2 protein-coding genes and 1 pseudogene are annotated in these 20,486 nt (G+C 75.6%); all 3 read left to right on the top strand.

The window, feature by feature from the left end:
* Window positions 1-32 precede the first annotated feature (32 nt).
* The gene (locus ACQKM2_RS33950; protein WP_427716716.1) at window positions 33-4,994 is read left to right on the top strand and encodes a type I polyketide synthase; all 4,962 of its coding nucleotides are present in this window, start codon (window positions 33-35) and stop codon (window positions 4,992-4,994) included.
* Window positions 4,995-5,070: 76 nt separating this feature from the next.
* Window positions 5,071-16,308 carry a type I polyketide synthase gene (locus tag ACQKM2_RS33945; RefSeq protein WP_427716714.1) on the top strand — a complete coding sequence of 3,746 codons (11,238 nt, stop codon included), beginning with the start codon at window positions 5,071-5,073 and terminating at the stop codon, window positions 16,306-16,308.
* A 127-nt stretch (window positions 16,309-16,435) separates the two neighbouring features.
* Window positions 16,436-20,470: pseudogene (locus tag ACQKM2_RS33940) on the top strand (type I polyketide synthase); the annotation flags it as partial.
* Window positions 20,471-20,486: the final 16 nt, after the last annotated feature.

Here is a 20,486-nt window from a genome sequence, read left to right as displayed (position 1 = left end):
TGCCGGAACGTCATCCAAGGAGCTCCCGCCAGATGGACAACGAACAGAAGCTGCTCGATCACCTCAGGTGGGTGACCGCCGAGCTGAAGCAGACCCGGCAGCGGCTGCGCGAGGTCGAGGCGGACGAGCCCGAGCCCATCGCCGTCGTCGGCATGGCCTGCCGCTACCCGGGCGGCGTCCGCTCGCCCGAGGACCTGTGGCGGCTCGTCCGCGACGGCCGCGACGCCATATCCGGCTTCCCCGCCAACCGCGGCTGGGACCTCGACTCCCTCTACGACCCCGACCCCGACCACCTCGGCACCACGTACGTCCGCGAGGGCGGCTTCGTCCACGACGCGGGCGACTTCGACGCCGACTTCTTCGGCATCTCCCCGCGCGAGGCCCTCGCCATGGACCCCCAGCAGCGGCTGCTGCTGGAGACCGCCTGGGAGGCCTTCGAGCGGGCGTCCGTCGACCCGACGGCGGTCGCCGGCAGCCGGACCGGCGTCTACGTCGGCACCACGTACACCGGCTACGGCAGCGACCGGGAAGGAGCCGCCGAGAACGTCGAGGGCCACCTGATGACCGGCATCGCCACCGCCGTGTCCTCCGGGCGCCTGTCGTACGCCTTCGGGCTGGAGGGCCCGGCCGTCTCCGTCGACACCATGTGCTCCTCCTCCCTCGTCGCCATCCACCTGGCCGTGCAGTCCCTGCGCCAGGGCGAGTGCGCGCTCGCCCTCGCGGGCGGCGCGCAGATCATGTCGACGCCCGAGGTGTACGTCGAGTTCAGCCGCCAGCGCGGGCTCTCCCCGGACGGCCGCTGCAAGCCGTTCGCGGCCGCCGCCGACGGCACCGGCTGGTCGGAGGGCGTCGGCGTCCTGCTGCTGGAGAAGCTCTCGGACGCCCGCCGCAACGGCCACCGCGTCCTCGCCGTCGTCCGCGGCTCCGCCGTCAACCAGGACGGCGCCTCCAACGGCCTGACCGCCCCCAACGGCCCCTCCCAGCAGCGGGTCATCGAGGAAGCCCTCGCCAACGCCCGGCTCTCGCCCCACGAGGTCGACCTCGTCGAGGCCCACGGCACCGGCACCACCCTCGGCGACCCCATCGAGGCCCAGGCCCTCCTCGCCACCTACGGCCGCAGCCGCCCCGAGGGCCGCCCCCTGCACCTGGGCTCCATCAAGTCCAACATCGGCCACTCGGCGGCCGCGGCCGGTGTCGCGGGCGTCATCAAGGCCGTGATGTCCGTACGCGACGGAGTGCTGCCCCGCAGCCTCCACATCGACGGGCCCACGCCCGAGGTCGACTGGTCCACCGGCGCCGTCGAACTCCTCACCGAGGAGCGGCCCTGGCCCGCCACGGACGGCCCCCGCACCGCCGCCGTCTCCTCCTTCGGCGCCAGCGGCACCAACGCCCACGTCATCGTCCAGGCCGCAGGCCAGGACACGGACCAGGACGCGGACGCCGAACCCGCCCCCCAGGCATCCGAACCGGCCCGGCCGGTCCTCCCCGCCGCCACCCTGCCCTGGGTGCTCTCCGGCCGCACCGCCGAGGGCCTGCGCGGCCAGGCGGCCCGGCTGCGCGCCTTCTCCGACGAAGCCGGCACCGGCGCCTCCGAGGCGGCCATCGGCCTCGCCCTGGCCACGACCCGGGCCGGGCTGGAGCGGCGCGGCGTCGTCCCGGCGGGCTCGCGGGCCGGCCTGGACGCGCTGGCCGCCGGGCTCCCGGCGGCGGACGTCGTGGACGGCGCCGTGGTGACGGGCGCCGACCGGCCGGTGTTCGTGTTCCCCGGGCAGGGTTCGCAGTGGGCCGGGATGGCGGTGGAGCTGTACGGCTCCTCGCCGGTGTTCGCGGCGCGCCTGGACGCCTGCGCGGCCGCTCTGGCCCCGCACACCGACTGGTCGCTGCTCGACGTGCTGCGGCAGGAGGCCGGTGCGCCCGGCTTCGACCGGGTGGACGTCGTGCAGCCCGCCCTGTGGGCCGTGATGGTGTCCCTGGCGGAGCTGTGGCGTGCGGCGGGTGTCGTCCCTGCGGCGGTGGTGGGTCACTCGCAGGGTGAGATCGCGGCTGCCGCCGTCTCGGGCGCCCTCTCGCTGGAGGACGCGGCGAAGGTGTCCGCGCTGCGCGCCCGGGCCATCGTGGCGCTGGCCGGCAAGGGCGGCATGGTGTCGGTCGCGGACGTGGCCGACGCGGTGGCGGAACGTATCTCCGCCTGGGGTGAGCGGCTCGCGCTGGCTTCGGTGAACGGCCCGCAGTCGACGGTCGTCTCCGGTGATCCGGAGGCCCTGGACGAGCTGATGGCGGCCTGCGAGGCCGACGGCGTCCGGGCGCGTCGCATCAATGTGGACTACGCCTCCCACGGCCCCCAGGTCGAGTCCATCCGCGACGAGGTCATCGGCCTGCTCGCCGGGATCGAACCGCGCACCGCCGAGATCCCGTTCTTCTCGACCGTGACGGGGGAGTGGGCCGACGGCTCCGAACTCGACGCGGAGTACTGGTACACCAACCTCCGCCAGACCGTCCGCTTCCAGGACGCCGTCTCCGCCCTGCTGGAGCGCGGCCACGGCCTGTTCGTCGAGTCCAGCGCCCACCCGGTGCTGACCATCGGCGTCCAGGAGACCATCGAGGCCGCCGGTTCGCAGGCCGTCACCCAGGGCACCCTGCGCCGCGACGAGGGCGGAGCCCAGCGCTTCCTCGCCTCCCTCGCCGAAGCCTGGACCCACGGCGCGCCCGTCGACTGGCAGGCCGTCTGCGACACCCCGGACGCACCCGCGGACCTGCCCACGTACGCCTTCCAGCGCCGCACCTACTGGCTCGAAGGCGCCCCGGCAGCCGACCGCACCCCCGTCGTGGACGAGGTCGAGGCCGGCTTCTGGAACTCCGTGGAGAGCGCCGACGTCACCGCCCTCGCCGACACCCTGGCGCTCCAGGACACCGGGCCGCTGCGGGAACTGCTGCCCGCCCTGTCCGCCTGGCGCCGCGACCGCCGCGAGGCGAGCGCGCTCGACGCCCGCCGCTACCGCGTCACCTGGAAGCACCTGCCCGACGCCGCACCGGCCGGGCTCCACGGCGACTGGCTGCTGCTGGCCCCCGAAGGCACCCCCGAAGGCGCCGCCGCCGGGCCCTTCGAGGAGCTGCTCACCGCCCACGGCGCCCGCGCCCACCTCCTCACCCTCGATCCCGCCCGGGCCGACCGCGACGCGTGGGCCGGGGCCCTGCGCACCGCGCAGGACGGCCACGAGCCGTTCACCGGAGTCCTCTCCCTGCTCTCCACCGACGAGGACGCCGGCCTCCTCGGCACCCTCGTCGCCACCCAGGCACTCGACGACGCCGGCATCGAGGCCCCCCTGTGGGCCCTCACCCGCGGGGCGGTCGCCGCCGGCCCCGAGAACGCTCCGCGCAGCGCCGTACAGGCACAGGTCTGGGGCCTCGGCCTCGTGGCCGCACTGGAACGGCCGCGCGGCTGGGGCGGCCTCGTCGACCTCCCCGCCGACCTCGACGAGGCCGCCGCGGCCCGCCTCGCCGGAGCCCTCGCGGGCCGCGACGGCGAGGACCAGATCGCGATCCGCACCGCCGGCACCTACGTACGCCGCCTCGTCCGGGCCGCCCTGCCCGACGGCGCACCCGCCCGCGACTGGCAGCCGTCCGGCACGACCCTGCTCACCGGCGCCGCGGGCCCCCTGGGAGCCGAGGCGGCCCGCCGCCTCGCCGCCGCGGGCGCCGGCCACCTCCTGCTCACGGCCACCCCCGCGGAACTCACCCCCGCCCTCGAAGCCCTCGCCGGCGAACTCGGCGCCGACGGCACCGAGGTCACCCTGGCGGAGTGGGACGGCGCCGACCCGGCGGCGCTCGCCGCGCTCACCGCCCGCGCCGAGCAGGCGGGACGGCCGGTCCGCACCGTCGTCCACGCCGCCGCGCACGTCGAACTCACCCCCCTCGCCACCACCACCGCCCGCCACCTCGACGAGGCACTGGCCGCGAAGGTCACCTCCGCCCGGGCCCTCGACGAGGTGTTCGCCGCCGACGGCCCCGCCCTGGACGCGTTCGTCCTGTTCTCCTCCGTCACCTCCTACTGGGGCGGCGGCGAGCACGCCGCGTTCGCCGCGGCCAACGCCCACCTGGACGCCCTCGCCCAGCAGCGCCGCGCCCGCAACCTCCCGGCCACCGCCGTCGGCTGGGGCGTATGGGACCTGTTCGACGCCGAAGCCCACCCGGACGAGGCGCGCGAACTCCACGAGCGCTCCGCACAGCGCGGCCTGCCGCTCCTGGACCCCGCGGCGGCCCTGGACGCCCTGCGCCGGATCCTCGGCCACGACGAGACGGCCGTCGCCGTCGCCGACGTCGACTGGGACCGCTTCCTGCCCCTGTTCACCTCCGCCCGTACGGGACGCCTCACCGAGGACGTCCCCGAGGCCCGCCGGATCCTCGCCCGGGCCGGCCACGCCGACGACGGGGAAGCCGGGGACACCGGAGCCGCCGACGCCCTGCGCCACAAGCTCGCCGAACTGTCCGGCGAGGAACAGGACCGCGTCCTCACCGACCTGGTGTGCGGCCACGCCGCCGCCGTCCTCGGCCACGCCTCGTCCGGCGCGGTCGACGCCGCCCGCGCCTTCAAGGACCTCGGCTTCGACTCACTGACGGCCGTCGGCCTGCGCAACGGGCTGAACGCCGCCACCGGCCTCACCCTGCCCGCCACGATGGTCTTCGACTACCCCACCCCCGGCGCGCTCGCCGGCTACCTGCGCGGCCTGCTCCTGGACGGCGGCGCCACCCGGCGCGAAGAGGCGACCACGGAATCCGTGCACGGCGACCTCGACCGCATCGAGTCCGACCTGCTGTCGCTGGCACCCGGCCAGGAGGAGGGCAGGAACCTCACCCGCCGCCTGGAGGCACTGCTCTCCCGCTGGAAGGACGCACAGGCCGCCGCGGACGCCGAATCCGTCAGCGGAAAGCTCGACGCCGCGTCCGACGAAGAAATATTCGCATTCATCCGCAAGGAATTCGGCCGCCCGGAGTAGGGCGTCCTCCGGCCAGCCGGTCACACGGATTCCCACACGAATTCCAGCTCTATCCGAGAGGTTCAAAGAGGTCCCCATGGCGACGAACGAAGAGACGCTCCGCGATTACCTCAAGTGGGTCACCGCCGATCTCCACGAGACGAAGCAGCGGCTGCGCGAGGTCGAGGACGCCGGGCACGAGCCGATCGCGATCGTCGGCATGGCGTGCCGCTTCCCCGGCGGCGTCGCGTCGCCGGAGGACCTGTGGCGCCTGGTGTCGGACGGCGGCGACGCCATCGGCCCCTTCCCCGAGGACCGCGGCTGGGACCTCGACGCGATCTACGACCCGGACCCCGAACGCTCCGGCCGCACCTACGTGAAGGAAGGCGGATTCCTCTACGAGGCCGGCGCGTTCGACCCGGGTGTGTTCGGCATATCGCCGCGCGAGGCCCTCGCGATGGACCCGCAGCAGCGCCTCGTCATGGAAGCCGCCTGGGAGGCGTTCGAACGGGCCGGGATCGACCCGCACTCCGTGAAGGGAAGCCGCACCGGCACCTTCGTCGGCTGCTACAACCTCGACTACTGCTGGTCCCTGCCCTCCATCCCCGAGGGCTACGAGGGCCACCTGACGACCGGCAGCGCGGCGAGCGTCGTCTCCGGCCGAGTCGCCTACACCTTCGGCCTGGAGGGCCCGGCCGTCTCCGTCGACACCGCCTGCTCCTCGGGACTCGTCGCCCTCCACATGGCCGCGCAGGCGCTGCGCGCCGACGAGTGCTCCATGGCCCTCGTCGGCGGCGTCACCGTCATGTCCACCCCGCTGGAGTTCATCGGCTACAGCGAGCAGCGCGGCATGGCCGCCGACGGCCGCTGCAAGGCCTTCTCCGCCGGTGCCGACGGCATGGCGCTCGCCGAGGGCGCCGGCATCCTGCTCGTCGAACGGCTCTCCGACGCCGTCCGCAACGGCCACGAGGTCCTGGCCGTCGTACGGGGCTCGGCGACCAACCAGGACGGCGCCTCCAACGGCATGACCGCCCCCAACGGCCCCTCCCAGCAGCGCGTCATCAAGCAGGCCCTCGCCAACGCCCGGCTGACCGCCAACGACGTCGACGCCGTCGAGGCGCACGGCACCGGAACCGCCCTCGGCGACCCGATCGAGGCCGGGGCGCTGCTGGCGACCTACGGCCAGAGGGCCGCGGACGCCGCACCGCTGCGGCTGGGCTCCGTGAAGTCCAACATCGGCCACACCCAGGCCGCTTCGGGCATCGCCGGCGTCATCAAGATGGTCATGGCGATGCGCAACGGCGTCCTCCCCAAGACCCTCCACGTCAGCGAGCCGTCCCCGCACATCGACTGGTCCTCCGGCGCGGTGGAACTGCTCACCGAGCCCGCGGACTGGACCGTCGACGGCCGGCCGCGCCGCGCCGCCGTCTCCTCGTTCGGCATCAGCGGCACCAACGCCCACGTCATCCTGGAACAGCACCTCGCCCAGGACGGGGCCGAGGACGCCGCCGCGGAAACCGCCCCCGAGGCGCCCGCCGCGACCGTCGTCACCGGCGGCCCGGTCCCGTGGACGCTGTCCGGCAAGACCACCGGGGCCCTGCACGGGCAGGCTGCCCGGCTGCGCGCCCACGCGGAGTCCGGCACCACCGTCGAACCCGCCGCGGTGGCCGCGGCCCTGAACACGACGCGGGCCGCGCTGGAGCGGCGCGGCGTCGTCCTGGCCGGCGACCGCGACGGCTTCCTGACCGGCCTGGACGCCCTGGCCGCCGGCCTTCCGGCGACGGGCGTCGTGGACGGCGCCGTCGTCAAGGGCGCCGACCGGCCGGTGTTCGTCTTCCCCGGGCAGGGCTCCCAGTGGGCCGGGATGGCGGTGGAGCTGTACGACTCCTCGCCCGTGTTCGCGGCGCGCCTGGACGCGTGCGCCGGGGCGCTGGCCCCGCACACGGACTGGTCGCTGCTCGATGTGCTGCGGCAGGAGGCCGGTGCGCCCGGCTTCGACCGGGTCGACGTGGTCCAGCCCGCGCTGTGGGCCGTGATGGTGTCGCTGGCCGAGCTGTGGAAGGCCGCCGGTGTCGTTCCGGCGGCGGTCGTCGGGCACTCGCAGGGCGAGATCGCCGCCGCGGCGGTGTCCGGTGCCCTGTCGCTGGAGGACGCGGCGAAGGTGTCGGCGCTGCGTGCCAAGGCGCTGCTCGCGCTGGCGGGCAAGGGCGGCATGGTGTCCGTCGCGGCCTCGGCCGACGCGGTGGCGGAACGGATCGCCGCCTGGGGTGAGCGGCTCGCGCTCGCTTCGGTGAACGGCCCGCAGTCGACGGTCGTCTCCGGTGATCCGCAGGCCCTGGACGAGCTGATGGCGGCCTGCGAGGCCGACGGCGTCCGGGCGCGTCGCATCAACGTGGACTACGCCTCCCACGGCCCCCAGGTCGAGTCCATCCGCGACGAGGTCATCGGCCTGCTCGCCGGGATCGAACCGCGCACCGCCGAGGTCCCGTTCTTCTCCACCGTCACCGCCGGATTCGTAGACGGCACGGAGCTGGACGCCGAGTACTGGTACACCAACCTCCGCCAGACCGTCCGCTTCCAGGACGCCGTCTCCGCCCTGCTGGAGCGCGGCCACGGCCTGTTCGTCGAGTCCAGCGCCCACCCGGTGCTGACCATCGGCGTCCAGGAGACCATCGAGGCCGCCGGCACCCCGGCCGTCACCCACGGGACCCTGCGCCGCGAGGAGGGCGGGCCGCAGCGCTTCCTGGCCTCCCTCGCCCAGGCCTGGACCCACGGCGCGCCCGTCGACTGGCAGTCCGTCCACGGCGGCCGGGACGCCGGACGAGTGGACCTGCCCACGTACGCCTTCCAGCGCGAGCACTACTGGCTGGAGGTCGCCGACACCGGCTCCGGGGACGTGTCCGCCGCCGGTCTCGGCGCCGCCGACCACCCGCTGCTCGGCGCGACCGTCCGCCTCGCCGACGGCGACCAGGCCGTCCTGACCGGGCGCCTCTCGCTGCGCACCCACCCCTGGCTCGCCGACCACGCCGTGAACGGCACCGTCATCCTCCCCGGCACCGCCTTCGTCGAACTCGTCGTCCGCGCCGGGGACGAGGTCGGCTGCGACACCCTCGACGAACTGACCCTGGAAGCCCCGCTCGTCCTGCCCCCCGAGGGCGCGGCCCGCCTCCAGCTCGTCGTCGGCGGCCCCGAAGCCGACGGCCGCAGGCCCGTGTCCCTGCACTCCCTCCCCGAGGACGCCCCCGAGGGCACCCCGTGGACCCGCCACGCCACCGGCCTGCTGCTCGCCGCCCGCCGCGAACCGGGCTTCGACCTCGCCGCCTGGCCGCCGCCCGGCGCCGAGCCCGTCGACCTCGACGGCTTCTACGAGGCCCTCTCCGGCTCCGGCTACCAGTACGGGCCCGCCTTCCGGGGCCTGACCGCCGTGTGGAAGCAGAGCGGCGGCGAGGAGGTCTACGCCGAGGTCGCCCTCGCCCACGAGCAGCACGACGACGCCGCCCGGTTCGGCCTCCACCCCGCCCTCCTCGACGCCGCCCTGCACGCCGGCCTGGTGCCGGCCGCCCGCGGCGAGGCCGAAGGCGTACGCCTGCCGTTCTCCTGGAACGGGGTCACCCTGCACGCGGTCGGTGCGACCGCGCTGCGCGTGCGGATCTCCCCGGCCGGGGAGGACGGCGTCGGCCTGGAGATCGCCGACGCCACGGGCCGTCCCGTCGCCACCGTCGGCGCCCTGGTGTCCCGGGCCGTCACCGCCGCGTCCCTGGACGCCGGTCCGGCGACCGACGACACCCTCTTCCGGCTGGACTGGACGGCCGTGGACACGGACGGCCTCCCGCAGGACGCCGCACCGCACGACTGGTGCCTGCTCGGCGAGGACCGCCTCGGTGTCGAGGCCGCCTTCCAGCGGCTCGGCGCGTTCCCGCAGCTCTTCGACGACGCGGCCACCCTCGGCGACGCCGTCGCCGCCGGACTGCCCGCCCCCGAGGTCGTCGTCCTGCCCGTCGGCGGCGCCCCGGCGGACGCGCTCGCCGACGCGGTCCGCGAGGAGACCGCCCGGATCCTCACGGTCCTCCAGGACTGGCTCTCCGACGAGCGGCTGGAGGGCGTCCGCCTCGCCGTCGTCACCCGCGGCGCCGTCTCCGTACGGCCCGGCGAGGACGTCACCGACCTGGTGCACGCACCGCTGTGGGGCCTGGTCCGCTCGGCGCAGGCCGAGAACCCCGGCCGGCTGCTGCTCGTCGACCTCGACGCGGCCGAGGACGCCGCCGCCGCGCTCCCGGCGGCCGTGGCCGCCGCGCACCGGGCCGGCGAACCGCAGGCCGCCGTACGCGGCACGGCGGTCCTCGCACCGCGCCTGGTCCGCGGCACCGCCCCCGGCGGCAGCCTGACGCCCCCGCGGAACGCCGACGGCTGGCAGCTCGCCTCCTCCGGCGGCACCCTCGACCACCTGGCCCTCGTCCCCGCCGGGACCCGGCCGCTCGCCGAGGGCGAGATCCGCGTCGCGGTCCGCGCCGCCGGCCTGAACTTCCGCGACGTGATGATCGCGCTCGGCATGTACCCGGGCGACGCGACCATGGGCAACGAGGGCGCCGGCACCGTCACCGAAGTGGGCCCCGGCGTCACCGGACTCGCCGCCGGCGACCGGGTGATGGGCCCCTTCCCCGGCGCCTTCGGCCCGCACACGGTCGCCGACCGGCGCGTCGTCACCCGGATCCCCGACGGCTGGACCTTCGAGGAGGCCGCGTCCGCGCCGACCGCCTACCTCACCGCCTACTACGCGCTCGTCGACCTGGCCGGGCTGAAGGCAGGCGAACGGATCCTGGTCCACGCCGCCGCGGGCGGGGTCGGCTCGGCCGCCGTCCGCATCGCCCGCCACCTGGGCGCCGAGGTGTTCGCCACCGCGAGCGAGGGCAAGTGGGACGCCCTGCGCGCGGCCGGACTCGACGACGCCCACATCGCCTCCTCCCGCGACGCCTCCTTCGAGGAGCGCTTCGCCGCCGCCACCGGCGGCGAGGGCGTCGACGTGGTCCTGAACTCCCTCGCCGGCGAACTCACCGACGCCTCGCTGCGCCTGCTGCCGCGCGGCGGCCGCTTCGTCGAGATGGGCAAGACCGACGTCCGCGACCCCCAGGACATCGGGCGGGACCACCCCGGGACCGCCTACCGGGCCTTCGACCTCGCCGAGGCCGGACCCGACCGGATCGCGGAGATGCTCACCGAGCTCGGCCGCCTCTTCGACACGGGCGTGCTGCGGCCGCTGCCGGTCCGCGCCTGGGACGTCCGGCGGGCGCCCGAGGCGTTCCGCTTCATGAGCCAGGCCAAGCACGTGGGCAAGATCGTGCTCACCGTCCCGCAGGCCTGGGACCCGGCCGGCACCGTCCTCATCACCGGCGGCACCGGCACCCTCGGCGGGCTCGTCGCCAAGCACCTGGTCACCGCGCACGGCGTACGGCACCTGCTGCTGGCGGGCCGGCGCGGCCCGGACGCCCCCGGCGCGGCCGAACTCGTCGCCGAGATCGCAGAGTTGGGCGGTGCGGCCGAGGTCGTGGCCTGCGACGCCGCCGACCGGGACGCGCTCACCGCGCTCCTCGCGGCGATCCCGGCCGACCGGCCGCTGCGCGGCGTCGTCCACACCGCCGGCGTCCTCGACGACGGCGTCATCGCCTCCCTCGACGCCGACCGGCTCGGCGCCGTCCTGCGCCCCAAGGCCGACGCCGCCGCCCTCCTCCACGAACTCACCCGCGACCTCGACCTCACCGCCTTCGTCCTGTTCTCCTCCGCCGCCGGCGTCATCGGCGGCCCCGCCCAGGGCAACTACGCCGCCGCCAACGCCTTCCTCGACGCCCTCGCCCAGCACCGCTGCGCCCAGGGCCTGCCCGCCACCTCCCTCGCCTGGGGCCTGTGGGACGAGGCCAGCGGCATGACCGGCCACCTCTCCGACGAGGACGTGGCCCGCATGGCCCGCTCCGGCATGGTCGCCTTCTCCCCGGCCGAGGGCCTCGCCCTCCTCGACGCCGGCACCGCCGACGGCACACCCCTGCTGGTCCCCGTACGCCTGGACCAGGCCGCGCTGCGCACCATGGCCGCCGGCCACACCCTGCCCGCGCTCGCCCGCGGCCTGGTCCGCGTGTCCGCCCGCCGCACCGTGGAGGGCGCCGACGCCGCCGGCGGCTCGGCCCTCGCCCGCCGCCTGACCGCCCTCAGCCCCGACGACCGGCTGCGCACCCTCCTCGACCTGGTCCGCACCCACGCGGCCGCCGTCCTCGGGCACTCCACCGCCGAAGCCGTCGGCGCCGAAAAGGCCTTCAAGGAGCTCGGCTTCGACTCGCTGACCGCCGTCGAACTGCGCAACCGGCTCGGCGCGGCCACCGGCCTGCGGCTGCCCGCGACCATCGTCTTCGACCACCCCACCCCCTCCTCCCTCGCCCGCCAGCTGCGCACCGCGCTCGTCGGCGACGCCGGGACGCAGACACGGGAAGCCGAAGACGCCCCCCTCACCGCCCCGGCCGCCGACGGCGACCCGGTCGTGATCGTGGGCATGGCCTGCCGCTTCCCCGACGGCGTGGACTCGCCCGAGGCACTGTGGCGGCTCGTCGACGCCGAGGACGACGCCATCGGCGCCTTCCCCGCCGACCGCGGCTGGGACCTCGACGCCCTCTACGACCCGGAGCCCGGCACCCCCGGCCGCACGTACGTCAAGGAAGGCGGCTTCCTGCACGACGCGGGCCGCTTCGACGCCGAGCTCTTCGGGATCTCCCCGCGCGAGGCCCTCGCCATGGACCCGCAGCAGCGGCTCGTCCTGGAGGGCGCCTGGCAGGTCTTCGAACGGGCCGGCGTCGACCCCGCCACCCTCAAGGGCACCCGCACCGGCGTCTTCGTCGGCGCCGTCCCCTCCGGGTACGCCACCGAACTGCGCGAGATCCCCGAAGGCGTCGAGGGCTACTTCGGCACCGGCCTCTCCAACAGCGTCATCTCCGGCCGCGTCGCCTACACCTTCGGCCTCGAAGGCCCCGCCGTCACCGTCGACACCGCCTGCTCCTCCTCGCTGGTCGCCCTGCACCTGGCCGCCCAGTCCCTGCGCCAGGGCGAGTGCTCGATGGCGCTGGCCGGCGGCGTCGCCGTCATGTCCACCCCCGCCGAGTTCGTCGAGTTCGGACGCCAGCGGGCGCTCGCCGCCGACGGCCGCGCCAAGGCCTTCGCGGCCGCGGCCGACGGCACCGCCTTCTCCGAAGGCCTCGGCGTCCTCCTCCTGGAGAAGCTCTCCGACGCCCGCCGCAACGGACACCGCGTCCTCGCCGTCGTCCGGGGCTCCGCCACCAACCAGGACGGCGCCTCCAACGGCCTGACCGCCCCCAGCGGCCCCGCCCAGCAGCGCGTCATCCGCCAGGCCCTGGCCTCCGCCAAGCTCTCCGCCCAGGACGTGGACGCCGTCGAGGCCCACGGCACCGGCACCAAGCTCGGCGACCCCATCGAGGCGCACGCCCTGCTCGCCACCTACGGCCAGGGCCGCGACACGGACCGGCCGCTGTGGCTCGGCTCCCTCAAGTCCAACATCGGCCACACCCAGGCCGTCTCCGGCATCGCGGGCGTCATCAAGTCCGTGCTGGCCCTGCGCCACGGAGTCCTCGCCAGGACCCTGCACGTCGACGAGCCCTCCCCGCACGTCGAATGGTCCACCGGGGCCGTCGAACTGCTCACCGAACGGCGCCCCTGGCCCGAGACCGGGCACCCGCGCCGGGTCGGCGTCTCCTCCTTCGGCCTCAGCGGCACCAACGCGCACGTCATCCTGGAGCAGGCCCCGCAGGCCGCCTCCCCGGACCACGACCGGGCCCCCGAGGACACCGTCCGCCCGGCGGTGGCCGGGGTCCTCGCCGCCACCGTCCCCTGGACCCTGACCGGCAAGAACCCCGGGGCCCTGCAGGCACAGGCGCGGCGTCTGCACGACCACCTCGCCGCCGACGTCGACCTGTCCCTCTCCGACGTCGCCCTGTCCCTGGCCACCACCCGGGCACGCCTGGAGCACCGGGCCGCCGTCGTCCTCGGCAGCCGCGAGGAGGCCCTCGCCGGACTCGCCGCCCTCGCGGACGGCGCGCCCGCCGGACGTACCGTCACCGGCACCGCCGACACCGAGGGCAAGACGGTGTTCGTCTTCCCCGGGCAGGGTTCGCAGTGGGCCGGGATGGGTGTCGAACTCCTCGATTCCTCGCCGGTGTTCGCGGCCCGTTTCGCCGAGGTCGCGGCGGCGGTGGAGGCGCATGTCGACTGGTCGGTGGAGGAGGTGCTGCGCGGTGACGGGCAGGCTCTGGCCCGGATCGAGGTCCTGCAGCCGGTCCTGTTCGCCGTGATGGTGTCCCTCGCGGAGCTGTGGCGTGCGGCGGGCGTGGTGCCCGACGCGGTCGTGGGTCACTCGCAGGGTGAGATCGCGGCGGCGGCCGTGTCGGGTGCGCTGTCGCTGGAGGACGCGGCCAGGGTCGTGGTGCTGCGCTCCCAGCTGTTCGCGGACGAGCTGGTGGGCCGGGGCGCGGTCGCCTCGGTGTCGCTGGGCGCGGACGCGGTCCGCGGGCGGCTCGCCCCGTACGGGGACGCGCTGTCCATCGCCGGGATCAACGGTCCGGGCACGGTGACCGTTGCCGGTGAGGTCGCCCCGCTGGAGGAGCTCGTCGCCGCCCTGGAGGCAGAAGGCGTCCGCGCGAAGATCATCCCCTCGACGGTGGCCTCGCACTGCGCCCAGGTCGACCGCCTCAAGGACCGGGTGATCGAACTCCTCTCGTTCGTCCGGCCGCGCACCGGCTCCGTCCCGCTCTACTCCACCGTCACCGGCGAGGTCCTCGACGGCTCCGAACTCACCGCCGCCTACTGGTACGAGAACTGCCGCCGGCCCGTCTCCTTCGAACCCGTCGTCCGCTCCCTGCTCGCCGCCGGACACCGCGTGTTCGTCGAGTCCAGCGCCCACCCCGTCCTCGTGTACGGGGTCATGGAGACCGCGGACGACGCCGGGTCCGAGGCCCTCGCCCTGGGCACCCTGCGCCGCGAGGAGGGCGGCCTGGCCCGCTTCTACACCTCCCTCGGCACCGCCTGGACCCGAGGCGTCGACGTCGACTGGACCACCGTCCTCGCCGGACGCGGCGCCCGCACCGTCGAACTCCCCACGTACGCCTTCCAGCAGCAGCGCTACTGGCTCGCCTCCGGCCCCGCCGAGGCCGCCCTCCCGCAGGGCCCCGCCGAGGAGACCGAGGGCGCGTTCTGGTCGGCCGTCGAAGCCGGCGACCTCGACTCCCTCGCCCAGACCGTCGGCCTCGACGGCGACCGCCCGCTGCGCGAGCTGCTGCCCGAACTCGCCACCTGGCGGCGCGGCCGCCGCGAGCGCTCCACCGTCGACTCCTGGCGCTACGACGTCGACTGGACCCTGCTGCCCGAGGACGGCGCCGACCGGCTCACCGGACGCTGGCTCGTCGTGGAGCCCCTGCGGCCGGCCGACCCGGAGCGCACCGCGGCCACGGTCGCCGCGCTCGCCGCGCACGGCGCCGACGTCGACCGGATCGCCCTCGACCCGGCCGCCGCCGACCGCACGGACTGGGCCGCACAGCTGCCCGCGACCCCGCTCACCGGCGTGGTCTCCCTGCTCGGCGACGCCGCCGACCGGGACGCCGTCGCCACCGGCACCCTCGTCCTCGTCCAGGCCCTGAACGACGCCGGAGTGACCGCACCCCTGTGGGCGCTCACCCGCGGCGCCGTCGCCACCGGCCCGGCGGACGCGCCCGCCGACCCCGTCCAGGCCCAGCTCTGGGGCCTCGGCCGGGTCGTCGCCCTCGAACAGCCCCGCACCTGGGGCGGCCTCGTCGACCTCCCGGCCGAACCGGACGAGCGGGCCGCGGCCCGGCTCGCCCGGGTCCTCACCGGCCTCGGCGACGAGGACCAGGTCGCGGTGCGCGCCGGCGGAGCCTTCGGCCGCCGCCTGGTGCGCGCCCCGCTCGGCGACCGCGAGCCCGTCCGCCGCTGGGAGCCGTCCGGGACCGTGCTGGTCACCGGCGGCACCGGAGGCGTCGGCGCCCGCGTCGCCCGCCGCCTCGCCGCCACCGGCGCCGCCCACCTCGTCCTGACCAGCCGGCGCGGCGCCGACGCCCCCGGAGCGGCCGAACTCGCCGCCGAGATCCGCGCCCTCGGCGCCGACGTCACCATCCCCGCCTGCGACGTCTCCGACCGCGACCAGCTCAAGGCGGTCCTCGACGCCATCCCCGCCGACCGGCCGCTGACCGCCGTCGTCCACGCCGTCGGCATCGTCCAGTCGACCCTCGTCGACGAGATGACCACCGACGAGTACCGGAAGATCAACGAGGGCAAGATCGACGGCGCCCGCCACCTCGACGAGCTCCTCGGCGACACCGCACTCGACGCGTTCGTCCTGTTCTCCTCGAACTCCGGAGTCTGGGGCAGCGGCCGGCACGGCGGCTACGCCCCCGGCAACGCCTGGCTCGACGCCTTCGCCCAGCAGCGCCGCGCCCGCGGCCTGACCGCCACCTCCCTCGCCTGGGGCGCCTGGGGCGGCGGCGGCATGATGGAGGGCGAAGGCGTCGAGGAGTACATGCGCCGCCGCGGCGTCATCGAGATGGACCCCGAACTCGCCCTGAACGCGATGGTCCAGGCCGTGGAGCACGACGAGGTGTTCCGCGCCGTCGCCGACGTCGAATGGGAGCGCTTCGCCCGCGGCTTCACCTCCGGCCGCCCCAGCCCGCTCATCCAGGGCGTCCCCGAGGCCCGCGCCGCCCTGAAGGCCTCCGACGAACCCGCCCCGGCGGACGCGGCCGCCGGCGGGGCCGCGGCCCGGCTCGTCGAGGCGCTCACCGCGGCCAACCCCGCCGAGCGCGAGACGATCCTCCTCGACCTGGTGCGCGAGAAGGTCGCCGGCGTCCTCGGCCACGACTCGGCCGACGCCATCGAACCCGGCCGCGCCTTCAAGGGCCTCGGCTTCGACTCGCTGACCGCCGTCGAACTGCGCGACCGCCTCGGCGCCGCCACCGGCCTCAAGCTCCCCGCCACCATCGTCTTCGACTACCCCAACCCGGCGGCCCTCGCCGGCCACCTGCGCGGCGCCCTCCTGCCGGAGTCGACGGCACCCGTCGGCTCCGTCCTCGACGAGCTCGACCGCCTCGAAGGCGCGCTCGCCGCCGCCGCGCCCGACAGCGACACCCGCACCAAGCTCAAGCAGCGCCTCGAAGCCCTGCTGTGGACCGTGGGCGGCACCGACGCCACCCCGGACGAGAACACCGGCGAAGGCCTGCAGAGCGCCACCGCCGACGACATGTTCGCCCTGCTCGACAAAGAGCTGGGCACCTCCTGACACATCCGGGAGGGGTGTCTCCGCCGGCCGGGCCACGACCCGGTCCGTACGGCGGGGGCACCCCTTCCCCCATCCCACCCGCCGGCCAGCGATCCGCCCCCCGGGGCCCACGGAGATACCGACCATGGCGAACAACGAAGAGAAGCTCCTCGAATACCTCAAGCGGGCGACGGCCGACCTGCAGCAGACCCGCAAGCGGCTGCAGGCGGCCGAGTCGGCCGGCCACGAACCGATCGCGATCACCGGCATGGCCTGCCGCTACCCGGGCGGGGTGAGCTCCCCCGAAGACCTGTGGGAGCTGATCGCGGCCGGCGGCGACGCCGTCGGCGCCTTCCCCGTCAACCGCGGGTGGGACATCGAATCCCTCTACGACCCCGACCCCGACAAGCCGGGCACCAACTACGTGAAGGAAGGCGGCTTCCTCCACGACCTCGACCGGTTCGACGCCGGCTTCTTCGGGATCTCCCCGCGCGAGGCCCTCGCCATGGACCCCCAGCAGCGCCTGCTCCTGGAGACCGGCTGGGAGGCCGTCGAACGCGCCGGGATCGACCCCACCACCCTCACCGGCAGCCTCACCGGCACCTTCGTCGGCTTCAGCGCCATCGACTACACCACCGGCATCCTCCAGGCCCCGGAGGAGCTGGAGGGCTACCTCGGCACCGGCAACCTGGCCAGCGTCATGTCCGGCCGCCTCTCCTACTCCCTCGGCCTGGAGGGCCCGGCCGTCACCATCGACACCGCCTGCTCCTCCTCGCTCGTCGCCCTCCACATGGCCGTCCAGGCCCTGCGCAACGGCGAATGCTCCATGGCCCTCGCCGGCGGCGTCACCGTCATGTCGAACCCCGCCGGGTTCGTCGAGTTCAGCCGCCAGCGGGCGCTCGCCGCCGACGGCCGCTGCAAGGCCTTCGCCGCCGCCGCCGACGGCTTCGGGCCCGCCGAGGGCGTCGGCATGCTCCTCGTCGAGCGGCTCTCCGACGCCCGCCGCGCCGGCCGCCGCGTACTCGCCGTCGTCCGGGGCACCGCCGTCAACCAGGACGGCGCCAGCAACGGCCTCACCGCCCCCAACGGGCCCGCCCAGATGCGGGTCATCAAGCAGGCCCTCGCCAGCGCCCGCATCACCGCTGCCGACGTCGACGCCGTCGAGGCCCACGGCACCGGCACCACCCTCGGCGACCCCATCGAGGCCCAGGCCCTCCTCGCCACCTACGGGCAGAACCGGCCCGCCGACCAGCCGCTGTGGCTCGGCTCCGTGAAGTCCAACATCGGCCACACCTCCGCCGCTTCGGGCGTGGCCGGCGTGATGAAGATGGTCATGGCGATGCGGGGCGGCCTGCTCCCGCAGACCCTGCACGTCGACGCGCCCTCCCCGAAGATCGACTGGGCGTCCGGCGCCGTGGAGCTGCTGACCGAGGCCCGCGCCTGGCCGGAGACCGGCCGCCCGCGCCGGGCCGGCGTCTCCGCGTTCGGCATCAGCGGCACCAACGCCCACGTCATCCTGGAGCAGACCCCCGAGGACACCGCGACCGACACCGCGGCCGACACCCCGGCCGAGCCGGCCGAGACCGGCCCCGGCCGCCCAGCCGTCCTGTCCGGCCCCGTGGACGGCACCCCGTGGCTCCTGTCCGGCCGCACCGCCGCAGCCCTGCGCGGCCAGGCCGAACGGCTCGCCGCGCACGCCGCCGCACACCCCGGCGCGCACACCGCCACCGGCGTCGCCCTGGCCACCACCCGGGCCGCCTTCGACCACCGCGCGGCGATCACCTCCCTCACCTCCGCCGAGGACACCGGACGCGCCCTCGCCGCCCTCGCCGGGGGCGACACCGCGACGGGCGTCCACCAGGGCCAGGCGGGCACCGGCAAGACGGTGTTCGTCTTCCCCGGCCAGGGCTCCCAGTGGGCCGGCATGGCCCTGGAGCTGTACGGCTCCTCCCCGGTGTTCGCGGCCCGCCTCGACGCGTGCGCGGGGGCACTAGCCCCGCACACCGACTGGTCGCTGCTCGACGTGCTGCGGCAGGAGGCCGGTGCGCCCGGCTTCGACCGGGTGGACGTCGTGCAGCCCGCGCTGTGGGCCGTGATGGTGTCGCTGGCGGAGCTGTGGCGTGCGGCGGGTGTCGTCCCTGCGGCGGTGGTGGGTCACTCGCAGGGTGAGATCGCGGCTGCCGCCGTCTCGGGCGCCCTCTCGCTGGAGGACGCGGCGAAGGTGTCCGCGCTGCGCGCCCGGGCCATCGTGGCGCTGGCCGGCAAGGGCGGCATGGTGTCCGTCGCCGACACCGCCGACGCGGTGGCCGAGCGGATCTCCGCCTGGGGCGAGCGGCTCGCGCTCGCTTCGGTGAACGGCCCGCAGTCGACGGTCGTCTCCGGTGATCCGCAGGCCCTGGACGAGCTGATGGCGGCCTGCGAGGCCGACGGCGTCCGGGCGCGCCGGATCAACGTGGACTACGCCTCGCACGGTCCGCAGGTGGAGTCGATCCGCGACGAGGTCATCGGCCTCCTGGCGGGCATCGAGCCGCGTACGGCCGAGATCCCGTTCTTCTCCACGGTGACGGGGGAGTGGGCCGACGGCTCCGAACTCGACGCCGAGTACTGGTACACCAACCTCCGCCGCACCGTCCGCTTCCAGGACGCCGTCTCCGGCCTCCTGGAGCGCGGTCACAAGGTCTTCGTCGAGTCCAGCGCCCACCCGGTGCTGACCATCGGCGTCCAGGAGACCATCGACGCCACGGAGTCGGCCGCCGTCACCCTCGGCACCCTGCGCCGCGACGAAGGCGGCCCCCGGCGCTTCCTCGCCTCCCTCGCCGAAGCCTGGACCCACGGCGCCCCCGTCGACTGGGACGCCGTCCACGCCGGCCAGGACGCCTCCGGCGTCGACCTGCCCACGTACGCCTTCCAGCGCGACCGCTACTGGCTGACGGCCCCCGCCGGCACCGGCGCCGCCGACGTGGCCGCCGCCGGCCTCGGCGCCGCCGACCACCCCCTGCTCGGGGCGGCCGTCCGCCTCGCCGAAGGCGGCCAGACCGTCCTCACCGGACGCCTGTCGCTGCGCACCCACCCCTGGCTCGCCGACCACGCCGTGGCCGGAGCCAGGGTGCTGCCCGGCGCCGCCTTCGTCGAGCTGGCCGTACGCGCCGGCGACGAGGCCGGCTGCGACACCCTCGACGAACTGACCCTGGAAGCCCCGCTCGTCCTGCCCGACGAGGGCCCCGTACTGCTCCAGATCGTCGTCGGCGCCCCCGACCCGGCATCCAGGCGCACCGTCGCCGTGTACGGCCGCCAGGACGCCGCCGACGGCCCCTGGACCCGCCACGCCCAGGGCGTGCTCAGCCGCGCCGAGACCCCCGAGCCCGGCCGCGAACTCACCGCCTGGCCCCCGGCCGGCGCCGAGCGCGTGGACCTCGACGGCTTCTATGAGGGGCTGTCGGGGTCGGGGTACGGGTACGGCCCGGCCTTTCAGGGGTTGGCCGAGGTCTGGCTCCCGGGCGACGGTGTCGGGGTGTACGCCGAGGTGGTGCTGCCCGAGGATCAGCGTGAGGAAGCCGGCCGGTTCGGCCTCCACCCGGCCCTGCTCGACGCCGCGCTCCACGCGCTGGCGGTGAGCGGGCCGGAGACGGAGGACGGAACGGCCTGGCTGCCGTTCGCGTGGAGCGGAGTGCGCCTGCACGCCGCGGGAGCCTCGCGCGTGCGCGTGCACCTGACCCCGGCCGGCCCGGACGAGGTGGCCCTCACGGTCGCCGACGCCACCGGCCGCCCCGTGGCCTCCGTCGCGTCGTTCGCGTCGCGGCTGGTGTCCGCCGGGGAACTGACCGCCGCCGCGGCCGCCGCCGGAGCCACCGGCGGGGCGGGCACCGCGACGCGTACGCCCGTACGCCGGACGGCCGCCTCGCAGGACGCGGCGGAGGCCGAATCGTTCGCACAGCGGCTGGCGGCGCTCTCCCCGCAGGAACAGGAGCGCACGGTCACCGACCTCGTCCGCACCCGGGTGGCCGCGGTCCTCGGCCACCCGGAGACGAAATCGGTCGAGGCGGAACGGGCCTTCCGGGAGCTCGGGTTCGACTCGCTGACCGCCGTCGAACTGCGCAACCGGCTCACCGCCGCGACCGGCCTGTCCCTGCCCGCCACCCTCGTCTTCAGCCACCCGACCCCGCTTGCCCTCGCCCGGCACCTCCTCGACCAGCTGGGCA

This window comes from Streptomyces sp. NPDC004126, from assembly GCF_050275515.1.
Lineage (GTDB): Bacteria > Actinomycetota > Actinomycetes > Streptomycetales > Streptomycetaceae > Streptomyces.
Note: the sequence above shows the minus strand (reverse complement) of the source record. Positions and strands in the feature narration are given on the sequence as shown.

Excerpts from the sequence above, each read along its gene's own strand:
- ACQKM2_RS33945 (WP_427716714.1), top strand. The coding sequence starts at position 5,071 with ATGGCGACGAACGAAGAGACGCTCCGCGATTACCTCAAGTGGGTCACC.
- ACQKM2_RS33950 (WP_427716716.1), top strand. The coding sequence starts at position 33 with ATGGACAACGAACAGAAGCTGCTCGATCACCTCAGGTGGGTGACCGCC.